This window comes from Pedobacter sp. 22226 (assembly GCF_052045455.1).
GTDB lineage: Bacteria > Bacteroidota > Bacteroidia > Sphingobacteriales > Sphingobacteriaceae > Pedobacter > Pedobacter jeongneungensis.
In genome coordinates this window covers 608308-628667 of sequence record NZ_JBQEPB010000001.1, presented here as the reverse complement: position 1 = coordinate 628667, position 20360 = coordinate 608308, and the positions used below count along the sequence as shown (strand labels likewise).

General features: G+C 45.0%; 22 protein-coding genes. 5 read left to right on the top strand and 17 right to left on the bottom strand.

Going from position 1 to position 20360, the window contains the following annotated elements; all coding sequences use genetic code 11:
* Positions 1-5: 5 nt before the first annotated feature.
* Positions 6-395 (bottom strand): single-stranded DNA-binding protein, encoded by a 390-nt coding sequence (locus ACTJKC_RS02755; protein WP_440790067.1) that lies wholly within the window; start codon positions 393-395, stop codon positions 6-8.
* Positions 396-677: 282 nt separating this feature from the next.
* Positions 678-1289 carry a UPF0758 domain-containing protein gene (locus ACTJKC_RS02750; protein ID WP_440790066.1) on the bottom strand — a complete coding sequence of 204 codons (612 nt, stop codon included), beginning with the start codon at positions 1287-1289 and terminating at the stop codon, positions 678-680.
* A gap of 102 nt (positions 1290-1391) precedes the next feature.
* Between ACTJKC_RS02750 and ACTJKC_RS02745 the strand changes: the two genes are divergently transcribed.
* Together ACTJKC_RS02745 and ACTJKC_RS02740 are read left to right on the top strand one after the other, a co-directional pair.
* The gene (locus ACTJKC_RS02745; RefSeq protein WP_440790064.1) at positions 1392-1805 is read left to right on the top strand and encodes a hypothetical protein; all 414 of its coding nucleotides are present in this window, start codon (positions 1392-1394) and stop codon (positions 1803-1805) included.
* Positions 1806-1843: 38 nt separating this feature from the next.
* Positions 1844-2563, top strand: coding sequence for a hypothetical protein (locus tag ACTJKC_RS02740; RefSeq protein WP_440790062.1), 720 nt, complete (start codon positions 1844-1846; stop codon positions 2561-2563).
* Between the two features lie 46 nt (positions 2564-2609).
* Here the strand turns inward: ACTJKC_RS02740 and ACTJKC_RS02735 are convergent, their stop codons facing one another.
* Complete coding sequence (locus ACTJKC_RS02735; RefSeq protein WP_440790060.1) at positions 2610-2933, bottom strand: hypothetical protein; 324 nt, start codon at positions 2931-2933, stop codon at positions 2610-2612.
* Positions 2934-3141: 208 nt separating this feature from the next.
* On the bottom strand, positions 3142-3756 hold the full coding sequence (locus ACTJKC_RS02730) for an alpha-ketoglutarate-dependent dioxygenase AlkB family protein (RefSeq protein WP_440790058.1): 615 nt from the start codon (positions 3754-3756) through the stop codon (positions 3142-3144).
* Positions 3757-3844: 88 nt separating this feature from the next.
* Between ACTJKC_RS02730 and ACTJKC_RS02725 the strand changes: the two genes are divergently transcribed.
* The 3 genes from ACTJKC_RS02725 to ACTJKC_RS02715 are packed head-to-tail and all read left to right on the top strand — an operon-like array spanning position 3845 to position 9337.
* On the top strand, positions 3845-4582 hold the full coding sequence (locus ACTJKC_RS02725; RefSeq protein ID WP_440790056.1) for an ImuA family protein: 738 nt from the start codon (positions 3845-3847) through the stop codon (positions 4580-4582).
* Between the two features lie 2 nt (positions 4583-4584).
* Entirely contained in the window at positions 4585-6081 is a 1497-nt protein-coding gene (locus ACTJKC_RS02720; RefSeq protein ID WP_440790054.1) for a Y-family DNA polymerase, read from the top strand.
* Between the two features lie 25 nt (positions 6082-6106).
* Positions 6107-9337 (top strand): error-prone DNA polymerase, encoded by a 3231-nt coding sequence (locus tag ACTJKC_RS02715; protein WP_440790052.1) that lies wholly within the window; start codon positions 6107-6109, stop codon positions 9335-9337.
* Positions 9338-9380: 43 nt separating this feature from the next.
* On the opposite strand, the gene ACTJKC_RS02710 is transcribed toward ACTJKC_RS02715, so the two are convergent.
* From ACTJKC_RS02710 to ACTJKC_RS02650, 13 genes are all read right to left on the bottom strand, one after another.
* Positions 9381-10550, bottom strand: a complete 1170-nt coding sequence (locus tag ACTJKC_RS02710; RefSeq protein ID WP_440790051.1) for an FRG domain-containing protein — start codon at positions 10548-10550, stop codon at positions 9381-9383.
* A gap of 24 nt (positions 10551-10574) precedes the next feature.
* Positions 10575-11084: a hypothetical protein gene (locus ACTJKC_RS02705; RefSeq protein ID WP_440790049.1), complete on the bottom strand. Its 510-nt coding sequence runs from the start codon at positions 11082-11084 to the stop codon at positions 10575-10577.
* Position 11085: 1 nt separating this feature from the next.
* The gene (locus ACTJKC_RS02700; protein ID WP_440790048.1) at positions 11086-11889 is read right to left on the bottom strand and encodes a hypothetical protein; all 804 of its coding nucleotides are present in this window, start codon (positions 11887-11889) and stop codon (positions 11086-11088) included.
* Between the two features lie 78 nt (positions 11890-11967).
* Entirely contained in the window at positions 11968-12525 is a 558-nt protein-coding gene (locus ACTJKC_RS02695) for a hypothetical protein (RefSeq protein ID WP_440790046.1), read from the bottom strand.
* Between the two features lie 222 nt (positions 12526-12747).
* A complete protein-coding gene (locus tag ACTJKC_RS02690; protein ID WP_440790044.1) occupies positions 12748-12924 on the bottom strand; it encodes a histone H1 in 177 nt (58 codons plus the stop codon).
* Positions 12925-12996: 72 nt separating this feature from the next.
* Positions 12997-13980, bottom strand: coding sequence for a hypothetical protein (locus ACTJKC_RS02685; protein WP_440790043.1), 984 nt, complete (start codon positions 13978-13980; stop codon positions 12997-12999).
* Positions 13981-14006: 26 nt separating this feature from the next.
* A complete protein-coding gene (gene traM / locus ACTJKC_RS02680) occupies positions 14007-15032 on the bottom strand; it encodes a conjugative transposon protein TraM (protein WP_440790041.1) in 1026 nt (341 codons plus the stop codon).
* 480 nt (positions 15033-15512) lie between these two features.
* A complete protein-coding gene (gene traK / locus ACTJKC_RS02675; protein WP_440790039.1) occupies positions 15513-16130 on the bottom strand; it encodes a conjugative transposon protein TraK in 618 nt (205 codons plus the stop codon).
* Positions 16131-16158: 28 nt separating this feature from the next.
* Positions 16159-17364, bottom strand: a complete 1206-nt coding sequence (traJ, locus tag ACTJKC_RS02670) for a conjugative transposon protein TraJ (protein ID WP_440790037.1) — start codon at positions 17362-17364, stop codon at positions 16159-16161.
* Between the two features lie 118 nt (positions 17365-17482).
* On the bottom strand, positions 17483-18190 hold the full coding sequence (locus tag ACTJKC_RS02665) for a TerB family tellurite resistance protein (protein ID WP_440790035.1): 708 nt from the start codon (positions 18188-18190) through the stop codon (positions 17483-17485).
* Positions 18180-18869 carry a hypothetical protein gene (locus tag ACTJKC_RS02660; protein WP_440790033.1) on the bottom strand — a complete coding sequence of 230 codons (690 nt, stop codon included), beginning with the start codon at positions 18867-18869 and terminating at the stop codon, positions 18180-18182. Before ACTJKC_RS02660 ends, ACTJKC_RS02665 begins: the two co-directional genes overlap by 11 nt.
* 306 nt (positions 18870-19175) lie before the next feature.
* Positions 19176-19874, bottom strand: coding sequence for a conjugal transfer protein TraI (locus tag ACTJKC_RS02655; RefSeq protein WP_440790031.1), 699 nt, complete (start codon positions 19872-19874; stop codon positions 19176-19178).
* 23 nt (positions 19875-19897) lie between these two features.
* Positions 19898-20239 carry a hypothetical protein gene (locus tag ACTJKC_RS02650; protein ID WP_440790029.1) on the bottom strand — a complete coding sequence of 114 codons (342 nt, stop codon included), beginning with the start codon at positions 20237-20239 and terminating at the stop codon, positions 19898-19900.
* Positions 20240-20360: the final 121 nt, after the last annotated feature.

Below are 20360 nucleotides of genomic sequence, written 5' to 3'. Positions count from 1 at the left end.
AAATTTTAAAATGGTAAATCCCCGTTTTCATCCGCTTTATCCGCAATCATCAAAGGCCGCGAATTACCTGCAGGTGCAGCCGCAGCAGGTGCAGAAGCAGAAAACATTTTGATGTCTGAAACATGCATGGTAATGCTGCCCTTGGCCTCGCCATCGTTTGAAATCCACGCATTCACGCCAATACGGCCACAAACCTGCACAACACCACCTTTTTTTAGATAGGGCGCAATACCTGTCCCAAGCCAGTAGGAACATTCTACGAATGTTGCCACTTCCTTTTTCTCCCCACCGCTCATATAGCTGTCATTTACTACCAGTCTGAAACCGGTTACTTTTCTGTCCCCGCTCACCATCCTTGTTACGGCATCTGCGGTCAATCTTCCTGTAATCTCCATGATTAAAGTTTTTTAGTTAAAAATTTTGATTAATTCATCCTTTATCCCATCCCCAAAAATTTGTTTCCCTGAGGAAAAAATGTAATAAAAGATGCCGGATCCCGGCCGTGACCTTATAAGCCCAGCGCAGCACTATAAGTCCCGGAGGGTGGGACCGCGCAGCGGGACAATTATGCGTGCGCAGCTGGGCGGAGGTCACCATATTTGCATCATTTTATTTTATTTTTTTCTCCGGGTGACAAATCTCTCTCTTAAAAAAAAGCGCAGGTAAAGACAGCGTCCTCAATTCTGGGAATACCGGAAATCAACAGGACTACCGGTAATGGGTGCCGCAAGAAAGGAACGCCGGCCCAGTTCCATAGCTGCAAGGATCACCGAACATTTTGCCATCCCGATGCCAGGCATCCTGCACAGGTCAGCCTGGGTCATACCGATCAGTTTTGCGATATTACCACCAAGGTGGCCGAACAGTTCATCCGCCATGTGGGTGGCCTCATCCGATGTAGTTCCAAGACCTAACAGCAGCGAAACCAGCTCATGCTCGGTAAGTGTTCCTGCCCCATAAAGGCCAAGCCGCTCGCGAAGGGGCATATCAGGATCCATGCTTTCCCTTAGCGCCCTGATTTCCTTTACCTTTTCACGAATATCCTTGGGCCTCTCCTCCTGATTTTCTGCGTATGCACCCGAATGCAGTAGATAGGCAAATGCGGCAATCATCGGCTGTATCACGTCCTCAAAAATTACCACCTTTGTCTTCTTTGATGGTCCGTCAGGACAGTTCTCCATCCTGGCAATACGCAGATAATGCCTTCCGTTCACAGCTTCCATGTAATCAAAAAAATAAATGTCCTTTCCTGAACGAAATGATTCTGTTGCTATCATCCTATTTTTCATAACTTTATGTATTTAGTACAGGGCAAAGTTGGGAATGGATCAAACCAATACTCGGTTGCTAGCCGTAACAAGCATGGTTACCGGGTAAAAACCGGATAATTCATGACAGAACAAACACAGCAGAATAATGTAGCAGAGACCGGATACCGCCTATGCGAAGTATGCGGACTATCCTTTAAAGGCCGCTCAGACAAACGCTTCTGCAGCGATGCCTGCAGAAACGCAAACAAAAGACAGCTACAGCGAATAAGTGGCTGGCAGGAACCGGCGTTCGTGGAAAAGATCCACCGCATGCTCCGTCACAACAGGCAGATATTAAGGGAACGGTTAAACCAAGAAACCAAACTCATTATCAGTAAGACTGATCTTATCGAGGCCGGCTTCCACTTTGGATACTGTACCAGCGTATTCAGCAAGGAAATGAATATCTACCGTTTCTGTTACGAATATGGTTGGCTGGAGGTCGAAAATGGAAAAATCCTGCTGGTCAAAAATGAGCGGCAAATAGATCTTTAATGTATCGGGCCCAAGTGTAACCACGATAACCACTTGTTATGAACTTACCAAAAGCAATAAGTTTATTGAAAATTATATCCGGGGAGATTGACGAGTTTTTCAACACGACCGGTCAGATTATTGTTGCCCGTTCAACAGATGTCTATGATTTTGCCCGCCGGAACAAAGCAATCAAAAAAGAATTTCCTACGGCGGCGCTTTTCGGCCATTTCCTAAAAACAATGCATCAGCAGGGTATACTTCGCCAGATCATCGGCAATTGTAATGTCGATGTGTCCAATCCCAAGTTTTATCAGTGGAGGTTTTACCGGAAGGAAATCAAAGCACCTACAGCACAGCATTCAGAATCAGTAACACCTACCGCTAAATACTTTAAATCCGGCAGGAATATAGCCACTAACGATGGCGGGGCGGTAAGATCCCATCAGGAACAGTACATTTATAATAGACTCCTGGAAGAGGATGGGTTAAAGTTTTATTATGAAAGGCCCTTTGAAATCAAGGGATATAATAAGATTCCCGACTTTACCATACTTGTTATCAAGAGCCAAATCGTATATCATTGGGAGCATTTCGGAATGATAGAGGATCCCACCTATGAGGTTTATGCAGAGAAAAAAATCCAGTGGTATTTTGACCTAGGCTACCGTTTCCTGGAAAACGGAGGCAGGTTTATTGTAACCTATTACAGGAATGATCAAGCGCTTCAAGACGATGTCGAGCGGATTCTTAAATTGATCAATTCACCAAAGATATAAATGATAATGGGCGCAAAGAGCATTAGGCAAATCTGCAGTTATGAAGCTAAAAGTCCAGATACCTATCTTCATCGACCGCTACCCTTAATCTTTTCCAAAGGATATAACCCAACCTGCCACAGGTCTCTGCCACAAAATACTGGATATCTGCAGGAACATCATTAACAATGCAGTAACGGATCTTATATTTGGGATTATAACTGATGTAGACCACAAGGTCCTCCCCTGAAAAACCACGACCCGACAGAGCCTTGAAGTGAACCTGCTCGAGATCTCTTGCTGCCCTTTCAAGCCGGTCGTTCATTATTTTTGCTAATGATTTCTGTGGGATAAAATCAGTCTCCAGTATAGCTAAAACCGTTACAGTCATCCCGCAAATTTAATTTCATTCCCCATCCCTGCAAGTGCAAAAACCTAAAAAACTGGCTATCAAGCAGAATAATTTTAATTGCAAAGCACTACAACCCTCCTGCTAGCATACAAGGCATGTTTTCCTCTTGTCCCATCCAAGATGATGAACTGATAAATTAATCCAAAGCATTTTGACCGAAAACAGGTTTCTGCTGACAATAATAGTTTTAAGATCCTATAATTTTCCTGAAAGTAAGGTTAACCCGTGGCCCCATTACCTTGGTAGATTTTGCAATCCTATGCTCCCATTTGGTCTGCAAGTCACCTTTCATCAGTAATAGAGAGCCATGCTCCAATCGCACAGTATATTTTTCACTTTGGTCAGTTTTTCTCCTGATATCAAATCCCCTTACCTGTCCAAAGGAGACCGATGCAATAACGGGATGCGATCCCATCACGGTTTCATTATCGCTATGCCAGGCCACCGAATCCTGTCCATCCCTGTAATAATTGAGCAATACACTGTTAAAGCTGATTTCCGATACCCTTTCAACCATTTTTTTTAATTTCAATAGTTCCTCGGTCCATGGCAAAGGAACCGATTTACCTAATGCATTGTAATCCGTTCCATCAGGATCACCATACCAGGCAGACAGCCTGGGCGTAATGACTTCCTTGTCGTACATTTTCACTATTTTCTGCTTCCAGGGTGTTCGAGAAATAAAACTTGTAAGCAAAAAAATCGCTTCTCCATCCGGTATAAATCCGGGAATATATTGCAGCACATCAGCCGGTAGCCCTGGCGTCTGTCCTGATTCCCTAAAAAAGCTCAACTGTTCCATATCCTATACAAATGTGCAAAATAATTTTAAAATACTAATATTTTTAGCATTATATTTGTCCATGTAAAAACAAAAAAGGTGGTTGGTTATGGAACAGGCAGCAAAAAAACAGGTCATTGAAGGGTTAAGGGAGCAGATCCTTTCCATGCAGGGCTATAAAGCCACTTCCAAAAATACCCAGAATATTTCCGGTCTTGAACTTTTTGCCGCTGCTTTTCCAGGCCATGCATTCCCCCTACAAGGCATCCATGAATTCATCTGCGAAAGCCGGGAACAGGCCGCTGCAGGCAGTGGCTTTATCAGTGGCCTGTTATCCTCGCTGATGAAGGACGGCAGTCCCTGCATCTGGATCAGCGCAACAAGGAAATTCTTCCCACCCGCTGCTAAAAGGTTTTCAATTCAAGCCGGATCAATGATTTTTATTGACCTGCAAAATGAAAAGGAGCTTTTATGGGTGACCGAGGAAGCGTTAAAATGCGAAGGGCTCGCTGCAGTGGTCTCAGAAATCCCTGACCTGAATTTTGCAACCTCCAGAAGGTTCCAGCTGGTAATCGAAAAAAGTAAGGTCACTGCCCTGTTTTTAAGGGAAAATCCAAAAACGCTTTCCAATACTACCTGCCTGGCCAGGTGGAAGATCAGTCCGCTGCCCAGTGTGCTTCCTGAAGGAATGCCCGGTGTCGGCCAGCCCAGCTGGAGGGCAGAACTGTTAAAGGTGCGTAACGGACAGGGCTGCAGTTTTGATATCTGCTGGTCAGGCAGCACCTTTGAGCCGCTACAAACAGAAAACACCAGGATTTTACCGCTCCAGGAACTGCAGGCCGGATAGATATGGCAAAGCGATTTATGCATATATGGTTTCCGTTTTTGTTAACGGACTGGATGGCCATCCGCCGTCCTGAATGGAAAGATGCCGCTATGGTATGCGTAGGGGCCAGCCATGGCCGCATGATGGTTATTGCGGCAAACCAAAACGCCAACGCTCAGGGCATCAACAAAGGCATGCCACTTGCCGATGCACGGGCACTGGTTCATGAACTGGAAGTCTTTGATGAAAAACTGGGAAGAAAAGAAAAACTATTGGAAGGCCTGGCCAGATGGGCGATCCGTTATACCCCGCTCACTTCAACAGATGAGGATGGTATCCTGCTTGACATTACAGGTTGCAGCCATTTATGGGGCGGCGAAGCAGCCTACCTTAAACATATCATCAGCAGGCTTGCCTTATCAGGTTACAGGGTAAAAGCGGCCATCGCAGATACCATCGGTGCTGCCTGGGCCATGTCCCGTTATGGAAAAGGGGCTGAAATTATCCAACCTTACCAACAAAATACGGCATTACTTGCCCTTCCACCTGCTTCACTCAGGATACCGGGCGAAATAAATGAAAAACTGCATAAACTGGGGTTGAATAGGATCGAACGCTTTATCAATATGCAACGCAGTATCCTTCGCCGAAGGTTTGGAGAAACTTTGCTCATCAAAATCTCGCAGGCCATGGGCGATGAGCCGGAAGCGTTTACCCCAATAGATCTGATACAGGAATACGAAGAGCGGTTAGCCTGCCTGGAGCCTATCCGCACAGCCAAAGCCATTGAAATTGCGATTGAAAAGCTGCTCGAAAAACTCTGCCAAACGCTAAAAAAGGATGGCTTGGGCATGAGAAAAGCTATACTCAAAGGTTACCGGATAGATGGAAAAGTAATTTCAACCGCTATTGGCACCAATCGCCCGAGTTATGATCCCAAACATTTATTAAAACTATTTGCACTGAATATCTCCGGCATTGCTCCAGGGATGGGCATAGAGCTTTTCACGCTGACCGCTGAAAAAACCGAAAAAATGGAACGCCAACAGGAAAAGATGTGGCCCGGACTAGCTGGCCTTGACAGTCAGCCATTGGCTGAATTGCTCGACCGTGTGGCAGGAAAAGTCGGCAAAAGTACCATCCACCGCTATCTGCCAAAGGCGGATTACTGGCCGGAACGCGCTGTAGTCCAGGCAAAGGATTTAACTGAATCCAACGAAATCCCTTTCCATAATCCCTTGAACCGACCTATCCAACTACTTTCCAGGCCAGAACGTATCGAGGTAACCGCACCCATCCCCGATTATCCGCCCATGCTCTTCATCTATCGGGGTGTGCGTCACAGCATCAAAAAGGCAGATGGTCCGGAAAGACTCGAACGGGCCTGGTGGCTGGAAGACGGGGAACACCGTGATTATTATACGGTAGAAGATGAAAAAGGCAACAGGTACTGGCTCTTCCGTTCTGGCCATTATGCCGCTGAAAATTCAGCCTGGTTCATCCACGGATTTTTCGCATAAAAGCACATAAAAAAACAGTAAAGCAATGGAATACATCGAACTTCAGGTCACCAGCAATTTCAGCTTCCTGCGCGGTGCTTCCCATCCGGAGGAACTGGTGGGTGAAGCAATAAAAATGGGCTATAAAAAAATAGCCATCACCGATCACAATACCCTTGCAGGAATTGTTCGGGCGCATGCGGCTGCCAGAAAATTTGATTTCCAGATCATACCCGCCTGCAGGTTAAACCTGATGGACGGCCCTTCCCTGCTAGCCTATCCAACTGACACGGAAAGTTACGGCAGATTGTCCGCACTGCTTAGCACCGGCAATCTCCGCACCGAAAAAGGGAGCTGTGAACTTTACAAAAAGGACGTATTTGAACATGCTAAGGGGATTATTTTTATTGCCCTACCCCCGGACAGTCTTTCCGATGGTTTTGATTTCCAGGCCAGCTTTTATGCTGACCTGCAAAGCTACAAAGATGGTTTAGGCGAAAACCTTTACCTGGCCATTAGCAGAAGCTATCAGGGGGAAGACCAGAAAAGAATGTTCCGGTTGTCCCAGCTCTCCAAAAAAACAGGCATTCCTCTGGCCGCTACCAATGATGTTTACTATCACCATCCCCGCAGGCGGGAACTTCAGGATGTGCTGACCTGCGTGAGGGAAAAATGCACCATCCACAACGCAGGCTTCCTGCTTTTCCAGAATGCTGAACGGCATTTAAAGCCGGAAGAGGAAATGAAAAGACTGTTTCGGCAATATCCCGATGCGCTTGAAAATGCCGTACAAATCGCAAAGAAATGCACTTTCAGTCTTGACAGCCTAAAATACATCTACCCGGAAGAAATCACTTCAGAAGGCAGGACCCCGCAACAGGAACTGGAATACCTGACCTACAAAGGCGCACATGAAATCTTTGGTGAACGCCTGCCCAAAAAAGTAACCGACAATATCAACCACGAAATGAAATTCGTGAAGGAAATGAACTATGCCTCCTATTTCCTTACCGTTTATGACATTGTCAGGTTCGCAAGGGAGCAAAAAATCCTATGCCAGGGACGTGGCTCTGCCGCGAACTCCACCATCTGCTACTGCCTGGGTATCACCTCTGTCGATCCCACCAAATTCGACCTGCTGTTTGAACGCTTTATCTCTTCGGCCCGAAACGAACCGCCTGACATCGATGTGGATTTTGAACATGAACGCAGGGAAGAAGTGATCCAATATATCTATAATAAATACGGAAGGGACCGTGCAGCCATTGTTGCCACCGTCACCCAGCAAAGGCAAAAAGGTGCCATCCGTGATGTAGGCAAAGTGATGGGACTATCGGTCGATACCATTAACCGCCTCTCTAGCTCGATCTGGGAATTTACCGATGAATGGTTTGAGGGCGGAAAACTGACCGAACAGGGACTCAACCCCAATGACCCCTTACTTCGGAAAGTTCTCAGCCTTACCGCGCAGATGATGGGATTTCCAAGGCAGCTCGGCCAGCATACAGGGGGATTTGTGATCACAAGGGGCAAATTGACTGACCTCTGCCCCATTCTTAATGCCCGAATGGAAGACCGTACAAATATCGAGTGGAACAAGGACGATATCGACACTTTAGGATTTCTCAAAATTGATGTGCTTGCCCTGGGCATGCTCACCTGTATCCGCAAAGGATTCGATCTGGCCAGGCAGCACTACAACCTGGACCTGACCATGGCTAAGATTAATGAAAAGGAAGATCCAAAGGTTTATGAAATGATTAGTCACGCAGATACATTGGGCGTATTTCAGATCGAAAGCAGTGCCCAGATGTCCATGCTCCCACGCCTGAGGCCAAAAAAGTTTTATGATTTGGTGATCGAAGTGGCCATCGTCCGTCCCGGCCCCATCCAAGGCGACATGGTTCATCCCTATCTTCGAAGGCGTAATGGTGAAGAAAAGATAGATTACCCTTCCAAAGAACTTGAAGAAATCTTGCACCGCACACTCGGCGTTCCGCTTTTCCAGGAACAGGCCATGAAAATCGCCATTGTTGCCGCAGGCTTCACTCCTGCTGAAGCGGACGAACTCCGCAGAAGCATGGCCACCTTTAAAGCCAAAGGTATGGTCACCAAATTTGAAGAAAAACTCATAACAGGTATGACCAGCAAAGGTTATACAGAAGACTTCGCCAAAAGGGTATTCAAACAGCTTGAAGGATTCGGCAGTTATGGATTTCCCGAGAGCCATGCCGCGAGCTTCGCTTTACTGGTCTATGTTTCCTGCTGGTTAAAGTGCTACTACCCCGATGTCTTTGCTACCGCCCTGCTCAACAGCATGCCCATGGGTTTTTATCAGCCTGCGCAGATCGTAATCGATGCGCAAAAGCACGGCGTAAAGGTAAGGCCGGTTGATATCAACCATTCTTATTGGGATAATGTACTCGAAGAAAAATCCGGCAACTACCATGCTCTGCGACTGGGGTTTCGCCAGGTTAAGGGCATCAGGCAAGAGGATATGGAGGCTTTAACGATAAACCGGAAATCTCCTTACAGTCACATCAACCAGCTGATGGATGTTGGGGTCAGCCTGTCTGCCCTTGAAAGACTTGCCGATGCTGATGCCTTCCGCTCCATTGGTCTGGACAGAAGACAGGCCCTTTGGGAAGTTTCGGCAATGGCAGACCGCCCTGTGGCCCTTTTTGAAAACCAGCCTTCAGAAAGTACTATGGAAGTTCAGGCTACCCTTCCCCTGATGGGCAAAGGTGAACATGTGATCCAGGACTATGCCTCAACCTCCCTTTCACTAAAGGCACATCCGGTCAGTTTCGTACGTGAGCAGTTAAACCTCTTACGCGTCCTTCCCACAAAGGATCTAGCCCACGCAAAAGATGGCCAGACCGTAAAGGTAGCCGGACTGGTCCTGGTCCGTCAGCGGCCCGGAACGGCTAAAGGGGTATGTTTTATTACGATAGAGGATGAGACAGGTTTTAACAATCTGGTTGTATTTGAAAACCTGTTCGAAAAATACCGCAAAGAGATCATCCAATCCCGCCTGCTTATGGTTGAGGGCAAATTGCAGATCGAAGGGGAAGTAATCCATGTGATTGTCAAACGCTGCTTTGACCTTACTGCTATGCTCAGATCAATCGACAGGGAAGAAAACAGCGATTTCCCGGCAGTGTCTTTTTCCAGGTCGGACGAACGGACTGCACCATATCCCACAGGCAGTAAAGATAGCCAGCAAAAATCAAGCATAACAGCATCAGTTATTCCTGGAGGTAGGAATTTCAAATAATTCCATTGACAATATTAGCCGTCATAAGAACAGGCATTAGTTATCAAAATCGCGTAATCATTTCTTTATTAAAGGATTTATCATATATAGCATTTAGAAATTTGTCCACTTTGTGATTCGGAAAAATATCTTCTGCAGTTATTCCAGAAATATTTTTTTCAATATCAAAATCCAAAACCAGCACCTTCTCTATAAAACACGCTGGCCGGTTAATAGCATATTGGTCACTTTGGCATATCACACATTTCTGTTTAATTGGACGTTGTGGTTCTAAATATTTTAAAAAATTGTCACGCTCATCGTGCCTTTCCATTTCACGTCTATCAAATCTCAGTAAATATATAACGGACTGCCTATTATTGGAACCAATGAACTGGTATGTAGAATATGGCGCTTTTCTTTCATATTTGTGTGTTGCAAAAAAAATAGCAACCTCTAAAGATTCAGTTAAATCAAGAACGGGAGAATAAAGTCCATAATGTTGCAAAAGTGTAGTTAATTTGGTTGCTAGATTATGATTCATTCCCATCGAGATATCTAACCTGAACTTCCCGAATTCTCTTAAAAGTTTATCACTACAATCTTCCATTTCAGACATGGTGAATATTGATTCCCCCTCCTCTATCAATTGCTTGTGCCGTTTTTCAATCTCGTCTAAATCAAAAGCCGAGTAAAAAATATTCGTCCATTCAAGTAATGACAACGTTGAAAAATCGGTAAATGACTGGGGGTTTACCTCGTACATCCTTCTCCAAATGGATGGTAAAAGTGAAATTTCCCCGTAATCCTCAATAGTGTAATAAGGATTGTTAATTTCCCTGTTAACAAAGTAGTTTTGGTTTTGACCACGAAAAACAACTTTTCCATTTGTATAGTCAGAATTCGCAATGACTACCTTCAGATCGTCGAAAGATTTAACCTTTTGCACCTTAATCCGGGAACTTGGTGGGCGTAAAATATTATTTTTGATCCCAGTGATCGAGAATCTGGTGATATTGTCATAAGAGGAAAATGCTCCGCCATAAAACCTATCAACAATGATATCCTCATTTTCAAAACCGACATATCCGGAATTAAATATTTTGAGGGACTCTTCCGCCGAAAAGCCCTGCTCTTGCAACATTCTAATTGTTGATTTTAGATCGGCATTTAAAATAGAAGATCTGGTTTTCCAATCAAATTTTGGATCGTAATATTTCCAATAACCCTGCATCCGTATGTTTTTTTTTGAAATAAATTAATCCTGCTGCCTCCCGACAATTGGTGTTCCATAGTAGATTTTACAATACTGTTCCAGCTTTTTACCCAGTGTTAGGTTATAGGCCTTCATCGTCTTATGCCATCCCATATTCAAAATAAAGCCACTCCAGTCCAGGAGCAGTACCTTCTCAAGCAAGAAATTTTTATCCAGCTTCACAATTACCACATAATCAAATATGATCTTGTGAGGCTTCAAAGACTTTGGTGGGTTAAGGCCGTAAAAAACGCCCGTGGTTTTACCGGTAATCGTCTTGATTGCATATCTGTTTCCCTGTCCGTCACGGGCATCAACGTGCTGGTTGCCCTGTTTTTCCAAAACCAGATTGGGTAAATCCTTATGGGCAGAGAAATATTTTAAAGCAATGTTTTCTCCATAATCACCTGTAAAATTACCACTCCTGGTCAACTGCCTTCTTTTGAATTCCCTATTGATTTGGATAAACATATCGATCAGTTCCAAATCGGTAAATTTTGCTAGGTCCAGCATCCTAAAAATGATCAGGATTTACCCCTGCCTCAATTAGCCATTGATGATCCAGATGTCCGTATCCGGGCCTGTCAATATCTACGTGATGTCCGAGCCCGTTCCGTACCCAGCAATGTGCCAGGCTCCAAGCTCTTTCATTAAAAGGAAACCCGATATTTGTTCCAAACCCATTTCCAGTAGGAGAAAATATAGGATTTGCAGATACCCCTTCTCTTATTCCACCTCTGATAGCATTTAACTTCTCGACAATCCAAGCACCTGATTTAAACGTGAAGTAAACATGTTTGATGGATTTTGTATTATTGATGTAATCATTGATTGCCCCTACGTTATCATCCAGGTAGCCACTGGCAGCAAGATTATCCAAGTGGGTATCTGAGTATTCCCCAACTTTTTTATTTCCAATTAACCTCGACTCCCACCGGTATTCATTGTCTACTAGCACACACCTTTCACCTTCTAGCTCTATTGCCAAAACGTCTTCGTTTACACCTTTGACTATATCAGCGAAAACAATCTTTCCTTTTGAACATATATTGAAAATCGTTTCAAGGCTGGGTATATCATTTAAAGCGGTCCTCGGCGCGGTCCAATGGTTGCCGTTATTCAGGAATAGATTACCAAGTATTGTCCACATGTACATACCGCGACCATAGAAAAAGTCCGATGGATTCCACGACCAACCATGATTATAGGTACCAATGAATATTACTTCAGGATCGTAAGGAACAGTATCCAAAATAGAATTGTGGGTTTCAAACCCGTTTCCGAAGTTATGCTCCTGGTATTTATGTTTATTTGGCATGGTGAAAATTTGAGAGGGATTCAAGCTATCTTTCTTTGTAATACCAAATGCTTTCAGCAGTGGCCTACTCTAGTTGATTTATTTAAATACGAACCAGACGGTTTGTTTTGATCTCCCATTTACATACTGTTGTTGGGATACATAAAATACTTTATTTAACATTTTTTTGAAAAAAGCAGCTTTATCGGGATATGCTTTGGAGGTCACCATTTTAAAATCATCTGCCCTAAAATCGTAGCCAATAGCCTCCACATTTAACATCGGGCCTATATTGGCCAAGAACCTGAAATACAAATGATGATGGCTGTGATGTGGGCAATAGATCACCTCACTGCTCCATGTCGGTATTTTTTCACCTGTTTCAAGATCGATAATATCTCTCACAAATGGGGTACCTATTATTTTATAAAATCCCTGTCTTACAAGGGATCTAATGCCGTTGTTCCATTCGAAATCCCACTCAATCCCCCCAATATTGACCGGCCCCGGTTCCAAAAGGTTCTTGATTTCAGTGGATGGACTGAACCCAAAAGACATTGTCTTGGAGATATTTTGGCCATTGAGATTATCGTCAGCCTGTTGAAGGCGCTTAAAGAGCTGGGCAGGGGTTTCCTTTAGATTAACTGGGATTGGCATGATAGAGTGTTAATTGGTGCGAATATAGCATCAGATCGGTAAAATTAAAAATCCAACCGGTTTGTTTTTTACAACATGAGGCCGCAATGTCGGGGATCTCATAAATGACAATGGCCATAATTATGTTTTTTAAGGTCCCTAATAAGGACAATTACCAGAATGCAAAAAAAATGCCCTGGCCTATAATCAGGCCAAGGCATCTATTCCCAAAACAGTTAATGTTTATTTCGCGTTCTTTTTCTCTGTCACCTCCGCGCGGATTTCCTGCGCAAGGTTCTTTAGGTCCTGCATACCTTTTCTCACACGCGTTCCTGCGGCCGCATTGCCATTTTCATAAAACTTTACCGCATCTGCCTCAACAGCTGCTACAAGCTCCTTAACTTTTTCAAATTTTTCCATTTTTTGATTTTGATTAAATGTTTAACAATAGGTCTCACTGCCTTTTGCAGCCAGCTAAAGTAATAAATTTTATTAAATCCCCATCTGGCGGTTAACAGACTGCTTCTGGTGTTTACTCTTTTCTTTCGCGACCTGTGGCGCCAATTGTTTCTGGTAATCCTCGCGTTTGAGTGATCTTCCCTCCTTATTGTATAGGTTCAACTGCAGGAAGCGCGGGGCTGCTTCCAGATAGACAGGTTCCAGCTTACCTCCCTTTTCAATGGATACCAGTGCGCGGTCACCATTACGAAGGGCTTCCATGATCCCATCTGAAATGGTCTTATTTTCCATCCCATTGATCTGATAACTGCCCAATGACGCCCTGAGATCAAAGCCATATGAAGGATCGTTATAGGTATTCATCGAATAGTTCTGGTATTTATCTCGCTCACCATCCAAATCCAGTTTTACCCATGCTTTGTAGGGTGTACCGGCTTGACTCATCAGATCATCCCGGTAAACGCTCCTTCCTTCTATCAGGTTTACGGCATGCTGGGCGGTAAACCCTTTTCCCCGATCCACCCACATGGTCTGGGACACAGGCGGATTGCGGTAAGTGGCAATAAATTCGGCTGGTATTTCAGAGAGTTTTCCATTTACCCGCTCTACGATCAGCTGCGCTTTTTCCAGTGATTGGCCAAAACCTAGCTGCGCGGTCTGTTCGTGCCTTTTAAACTCCTGTAATGCCTCTGCCACCCTTGGTGTCTGTAATTTTAATCCTAGATTCCCCTCTGCTAAGGGGGCTATTACAAAATATTGTTCCCCTTCATTTAAGCTCCACCCTTTGCTCTGCGTAGCCTCGAACTTATTGAAATAGTAATATTCAGATTTATTGGACTGGCGGAAATGTAGGTCCAGATCCACCGGACCGTTGAGTCCTTGCAACTGCTCACGCAAGGTAAAAGAACTGATACCGAGCGCGATACTTTCGTGCATTCTGTCGCCAATCTCCTGACTGAAACCAAGGGCTATGAGTTCCTCCTTTAGCCCCCTGATATTGTTTTCGTTCATCATCATTTATTTTTGGTTAGAAATCTCATTAATTATTTTTTAGTGTTATCCCTGAGCAGCACCTGTATGCCCCCTGGTATCCTGACCCGCACCGAACCCACTTTTTTGCTGACCAGCCCCTTGGCTGCATCAATGCCCGCACTGGCCAGGTGCGTCCCCACAGACTGGTCCATCCCCAAAAGCTGCAGACCGCGCACTGCATCGTCTGCTCCAGCTGATGCCGACTGGGCCACCACCGGTTCACCAGTTTCAAGACCACGAATCCCATCCAGCCCATACAAGCTCAGGTCCACGGGCAATATCATTTTTCCAAGCCTCACCGTCTTGATATCCACCAGCAAGCGCTGATTGGTAATCTTGCAAAGCCCGAACAGCTCATGCCCTGCCGGCACCATCAAAGTACTAAGAACAGTACTATCGAGTAAGATCAATTTCAGCACCGCACCTTCCCGCACTTTCTGCTTCTCAGCAATCAGGGCAGGAATAGCAGCGAACAGCTTTTCACCCTCCTTAACAACCGGCGCTGCGCTTTCTACTCGGCCGGGATTCTGGATCTCAATGATCTTTTCCAGCATCGCATTGAGCTGGGTCACTTCCGGATCCTCGGTCTTTTTATCCTGCATGCTTTTCATCAACAGCTCCAATCGGTCCACATCTGTTTTCATACCTGGCACCTCAATATTGCGCGATCTGTCTACCCTTTCGGTACCAGTGGCTGGTGCTGCCAGTGACTTTTGCAGCAACCCCAATTTATCTTCCAATTCCTTGGCCTGCGCTTCCCCACTATTAGTCACTGATACCTGCTCTCCAAAGCCATTTTCCCTAACACGCCTAGCCGAATCGGCCTGCATCACCTCATAAAAACCGATCTTTCCTTCCGATTCCTTTTCCTTCAGCTTCGCATCGGGCAAAGTAGTGTTGATCCCGGCAGCAACCACATCCGACCTCGTTTTTTTACCACCGCCCAGTGCATAAAAGCCCAGCGCCATAAACGGCAAGCCCAATAGGGGAAGCGCCAGCAAAATCTTCCTGGCATCCCTCTTTCCATGATTTTCCATACCTATTCTTTTATTGATTTATTTGATCCTGCCCAGGACGAGCCCCAGGCAGATTAATGTTACAAACGCACAAAAAGCGATTAGTCCGAACAGCAAAATCCTTCCCGATACCTCTCGGCATTTACGATTTAAATAGTCTGCAAATCGTCTTTCCAACCGAAGCAAACACGACCGGATAATGCTACCCAAATGATTACTGGCCCGGTCAGCCATAGGATTCTCTCTTAAAACATCTTGCTTACTTTTCTCCATCTATTAAACACATTAACTATTTATTATATAATATCTTACGACTTATATTCACCAGGATTGACTGGGTTATTCCCACGTCCAACCAGGCAAAAAACATTTCACATTTACAAAATAAAATATTAATTATCAGCCACATACAAAACATACAAACATAATCTACTTCAATTATGACAACCCAATAAATTGTTATCAAACAAGATATCTGTAAACTATACGATCTTAGCATCCCTATTTCTGCACCACATCCCTATTCTCCAGCGTCTGCCACTTCTGGATCAAAAAGCCATGCGGATTTTCATCACTCCGATCTTCCAGCGCCCTGACCTCTCCCGCCGTCACCAGTTTGCGATAGGAAATGCCACTACTGCGCACCAATTTTTCAGTGGCAAAACAGGTGAACTTATAAGGGTAATTATCCAGCGATAATGCAATACTATCCACTTCGATTTCCTGTGAAATATTGGCCGCAATCATCCGGTTATAAAAACCGGATTCGCGCAGGTTATCATATTCTTTTTTTGCCGACTCGTCCGCCAGGTAAAGCGCCTTATCCATATCCCTTTTAATCGCCCCATCGTCAGGACTGACCGAAAAGAAATACCCGTGAAAGGTGCGGATATGATCCCGCAGTTCTACTGGCAGGTTCGCCCTCCTGTCCGCTGCCAATGCTTCCAGCACCTTACCATTATGCAGTACATAAATCCGCTCTGCTGATTTACCCACCAACTGGTAACTCTTGTAAATGCAGAATACCATGCATAAAAAACTGACCACAATAGCACCGATACTCAAAGCCTTTACATGTTTAAAAGCGCTGTCGATATTCCTCAACTGCTCAAAGCTCATCTCTCCTCCTTTTTTTTTAGCTTTTACCTCAAATCCTTTTCTGCTGCGCCGACCCTGCACCATTATCCTTAAAATAATCGCCCGAAGCATCCGAACTATAACCCCCGGCCTGCCTACGCGCCATATCCCCATAAGCATCCATAGCCATGCCACCAGCCCCCGTAACCACTTTAGTCCCTGTTGAAATCGTACCAGTGACAATAGCATTCATCTTGCTCAAAATGGGATTGCTACCACCGGCATTGACAATGTAATTGGCCACGCTTGGAACAGAAAAATAGCCTACAATACCAATAATGAGAAACACCATGTATGCGGTATCAGTAGCGGAGAAAAAGGTATCGCCTTGCGCCTCGATCTGCGAGAGATCAAGTTTTAACATGTTTTGCTGGATCTTCCCCAAAATGCTCCCAAAGATGTTTGCCACTGGCAGCCACAAAAAGATATTGATGTAGCGCGCTATCCAGATCGTAAGCGATTGCTGAAAGCCATCGAAGACCGCAAAACCGAATACCAATGGGCCCAGTATCGCCAGCACGATCAGAAAGAAAGTGCGGATGGTATTGATACACAATGCAGCTGCTGCATACAGCACCTCTAACACCTCACTGAGCCAGGTCTTCACCGAGTTGCGAAAATTATAACTCTGTTTTTCCATCCAAAACTGCAGGTCATTGCCCAGCCCATCCAAAAAAGTCTCCTCATCACGGCCAGGATCTTTGGGATGGGTATATTTATACCACTTATCCGAATCCCCCATTCCGCTCTCTCCAACATACATCTGCCAGTATTTACTCTTTTTGATCGCCTCTTCCTTTGCTTTTAACAACCTTTCAATTGCTCTATTACTATCCGAAACCATCTGTCCTGTCGCAGAAACCGTAGGTTGCAATACCCCGTTCATGATCCCAATTACTGTAGGAAACATGATAATGCACATCCCAAGTCCAAAAGGCCGCAACAGCGGATAATAGTCCACCGATTCTGCCGATGCAATGTTTCTCCATACCCGGTGAGCGATATACCACATGGCACCAAAGCCTGCAAGCCCCCTTGCCACTCCGATCAGCCGTGAACACATCGGCAACATCTCTGAATAGACCCGATCCAATACTGGCTGCATGCCATTGATCGTACCCGCCACACCTTGTGCATTCGCAACCGTCGCTATACAAATGAGCATGAGCACCATGAGCGGAGCCCTACTCCGTCCAAGCGTAAAAATGTTTTTCATACCTTTTTATTAAATATTATTGACCAGGATTCAAACCTAGCCCCTTTCATTCTCCATACCGGAACCAAGTCTAAACCGAGCAGAAAGAGAAAAAACAAGAGAATAAATAGCAGGCAAACTACTGCCCATACACCGACTGCATCCCCTCAATAGATTTCTTTGCCCGCTCCCGCTGCATTTTCAACTGCACGACCTGCCCGTTAAAACTCCGCAGGAAACCCAGCTGATCCTCGATCTCATCAAACAGCCTATCGATTACCTTCAGGCGCTCATCATCATTCATCCTCAGCTCCGAGGCAGTCAGCACGGTCACCAAGGCATCCAGATTCGCCACACTCTGCTCAAACAATCCACCATACACCCTGGCAAAATAATCCAGTTCCCCATCCCTGAATACCCCAGAAATCCTAAAGGCCTTCAAGGCAGCCCTATATTCCTTCACAATCCGCCCCTGCGCCGTAATAATATCTGCTACCTTATGGTACTTCCTGACCTCGGGACTCACCAGCATCAACCCATCCAGAAAGACCTCATGTAATGAAAAATTCCCTTCAGAAATGTTCTTCACGGCCTGATATCCTTTGGATACCACCTCCCAGCCTTTCTTCATATCTTCCAGTATGTTTTTGAACTGGGTCAATTTCTCGACATTGATCAATAGCTGCTCAACCTCCACGCTTTGTGCCCTGGCTTTACCCGGCACAAAAACACCCGCAAACAATACCATCAAAAAAAATGACAGCAATCCCCTAATCTTATGCCGGGCGGCGGACCACTCCGCCCAGCCATAAGACACCTCAAACCAAACCAATTTCTTACCTTTCATATAAACCTCCAATTGTACTGGCATCCTTCAACATTCTATCCCTTTGATGATTAAGTGAAATTACCTCATCACGAAACCACCTTAAAAAACGGCACTTTTCTTCGACCGATGCACGCAGTTCATCCAGTCTTCTAAGGCGTTCCTCTTCATCCAATTCCAACTTTCCTGAGGTGATAATCACTATCAACACCTCTATATCCGACAGCGACGATTCCAGCATGCTACCACCAACTGATGCGACATAGGCCATTGTCATGGGCTCGATTTTATCCAGCTTTGCCAGCGACCTAAAGACGGACACCATTTCCAATTGCATGGCAATCACCTCTGCCACTTTTTGATGCCTGGATATCACCGGGCTTACTTTTGAAAGCGAAGAAATAAAAGCATTATGCAGACTGAACTCACCACTGGTAATATCCCTTACCGCCTGGATTCCGTTACGGCCGATCTCATAACCTTTTTTGATATAACCCGCATATAGCTGAATTGCAGCCAACTGTTCAGCAAAGTATTTCCGCTGTGTTTTCTTCTGGTTAAAAAACTCCCCGAAGGTCTGGCCGTAAGCCCAACCACTCATGCTAAATAATACCAATAGGATGCAACCAACCCCTATTGCTCTTTTTTTATGACCTGGCTTTAAACCCGGTTCCTGACCCAAACCTATTTTTCCACTCATATTATTTCCACCATTTTAGAACCAGTATTTCTCCTGGCATATCAAAAACTCAGCATAAATTCTGATCGCAAGACATTGAATGTTTCGCTAAAGATTATTGATCAGCTAATTACTCCTTGCATATCAAAAAACACTTATACCTAAGCCTATACAATCAATAAGCTAAACACCAGCTTGACCATTATTGACCTGGATTTCACTGGGCTCATTATCCGCACGCTGCCCATCCTATCGCTTTTACTGTGCCGGAAACGAACCCAGATCCACCAGGCATATCATTAATATTTTGCAACAAACCTCAATCTATTACTGCACACCGTACAGTTCTTTCAGTACCACCACCTCATCTGCCGATGCCGCACGCTCGATACTGACCATCGCATTCCGTGTATTAAACTGCTTTAAGTCACGCAGGTTATCTTCCAGTTGTTCACTGGCTTTATACACAATCTCTAGCCTCGCCCCATCACTCATCTGTGTTTTAAAGGCATTCACCACCAGCAGGATCTGATCCAGGTTCTTCAGGCTCTCTTCCAATATCCCCGAATACACCTGCCCCATCTTTTCCAGCTCATCCACTTTAAAATGTTTATCCTTAGAAAACAGCCCCCAGGCCCATTTATACTCATTCACAATCTCCACCTGCTTTTCCGTCAGCGACTTCACCTGCCGGTAATAACTGATGGCCGCTTTTACCTTCCACAACTCCTCGTAATACTCCGCATATAACTTCCGCTGCCTTTCCGTCCAATCCGCGATCTCGGTCAGCTTCAGCTTCGACAACTGATTCTCCAGCACCTTCTGCGCATTCTGCAGCCAGATCGTTTCGTTCTGTAAACGCTGCACTTTCAGGTCCACCGCTTTGATCACCTTTTTAACCCCTGCCTTGATAACCTCCAGCACCGCAATCTGCGCACTGGCACCTTTAGGCACCGACACAAACAGCGTCATCGCGCTCACCGGCAGGATCACCATATACTTTTTCATCTTCCTGATCCAATTCATGTTACACCATCCTGTTTAAATTCTTACTTTACTTTCCTGTAAACCCGTTTTCCCAACACAAGTCCGGCTGAATCCTGATCCAGATACAATAGCCTACCCTTCCGTAGTTCCTTTAAAACACCCTCATCCTTGTCCCATACCGCTTTCCATTCCTCTGTTTCATATTCTTTTTTGCCCGGTTTACCATCGGTCAACCTTCTGAAACCAGTCCTGCGGTGGATCATTACCAGATTGCCTTCACCATTCTCTACCTCTAGCGTATCATCGGCAATACTGTATTTTCCTTGACTGTGGTTAACGTAAGTACCCTCGAGCACACTTTTACCTACTAGTGCGCTACACGCCGTTAGAACTAATCCCAGCATTATTCCTGGCCATAAAAAATTCCCTTTCATATCTTTCAATATTTAAATCATCATCTTTATTATTTCTTACCTGGTTTAAACCTGGTTTCCTTCATCCGCCCAAAAGAAACCCCGTTAAATC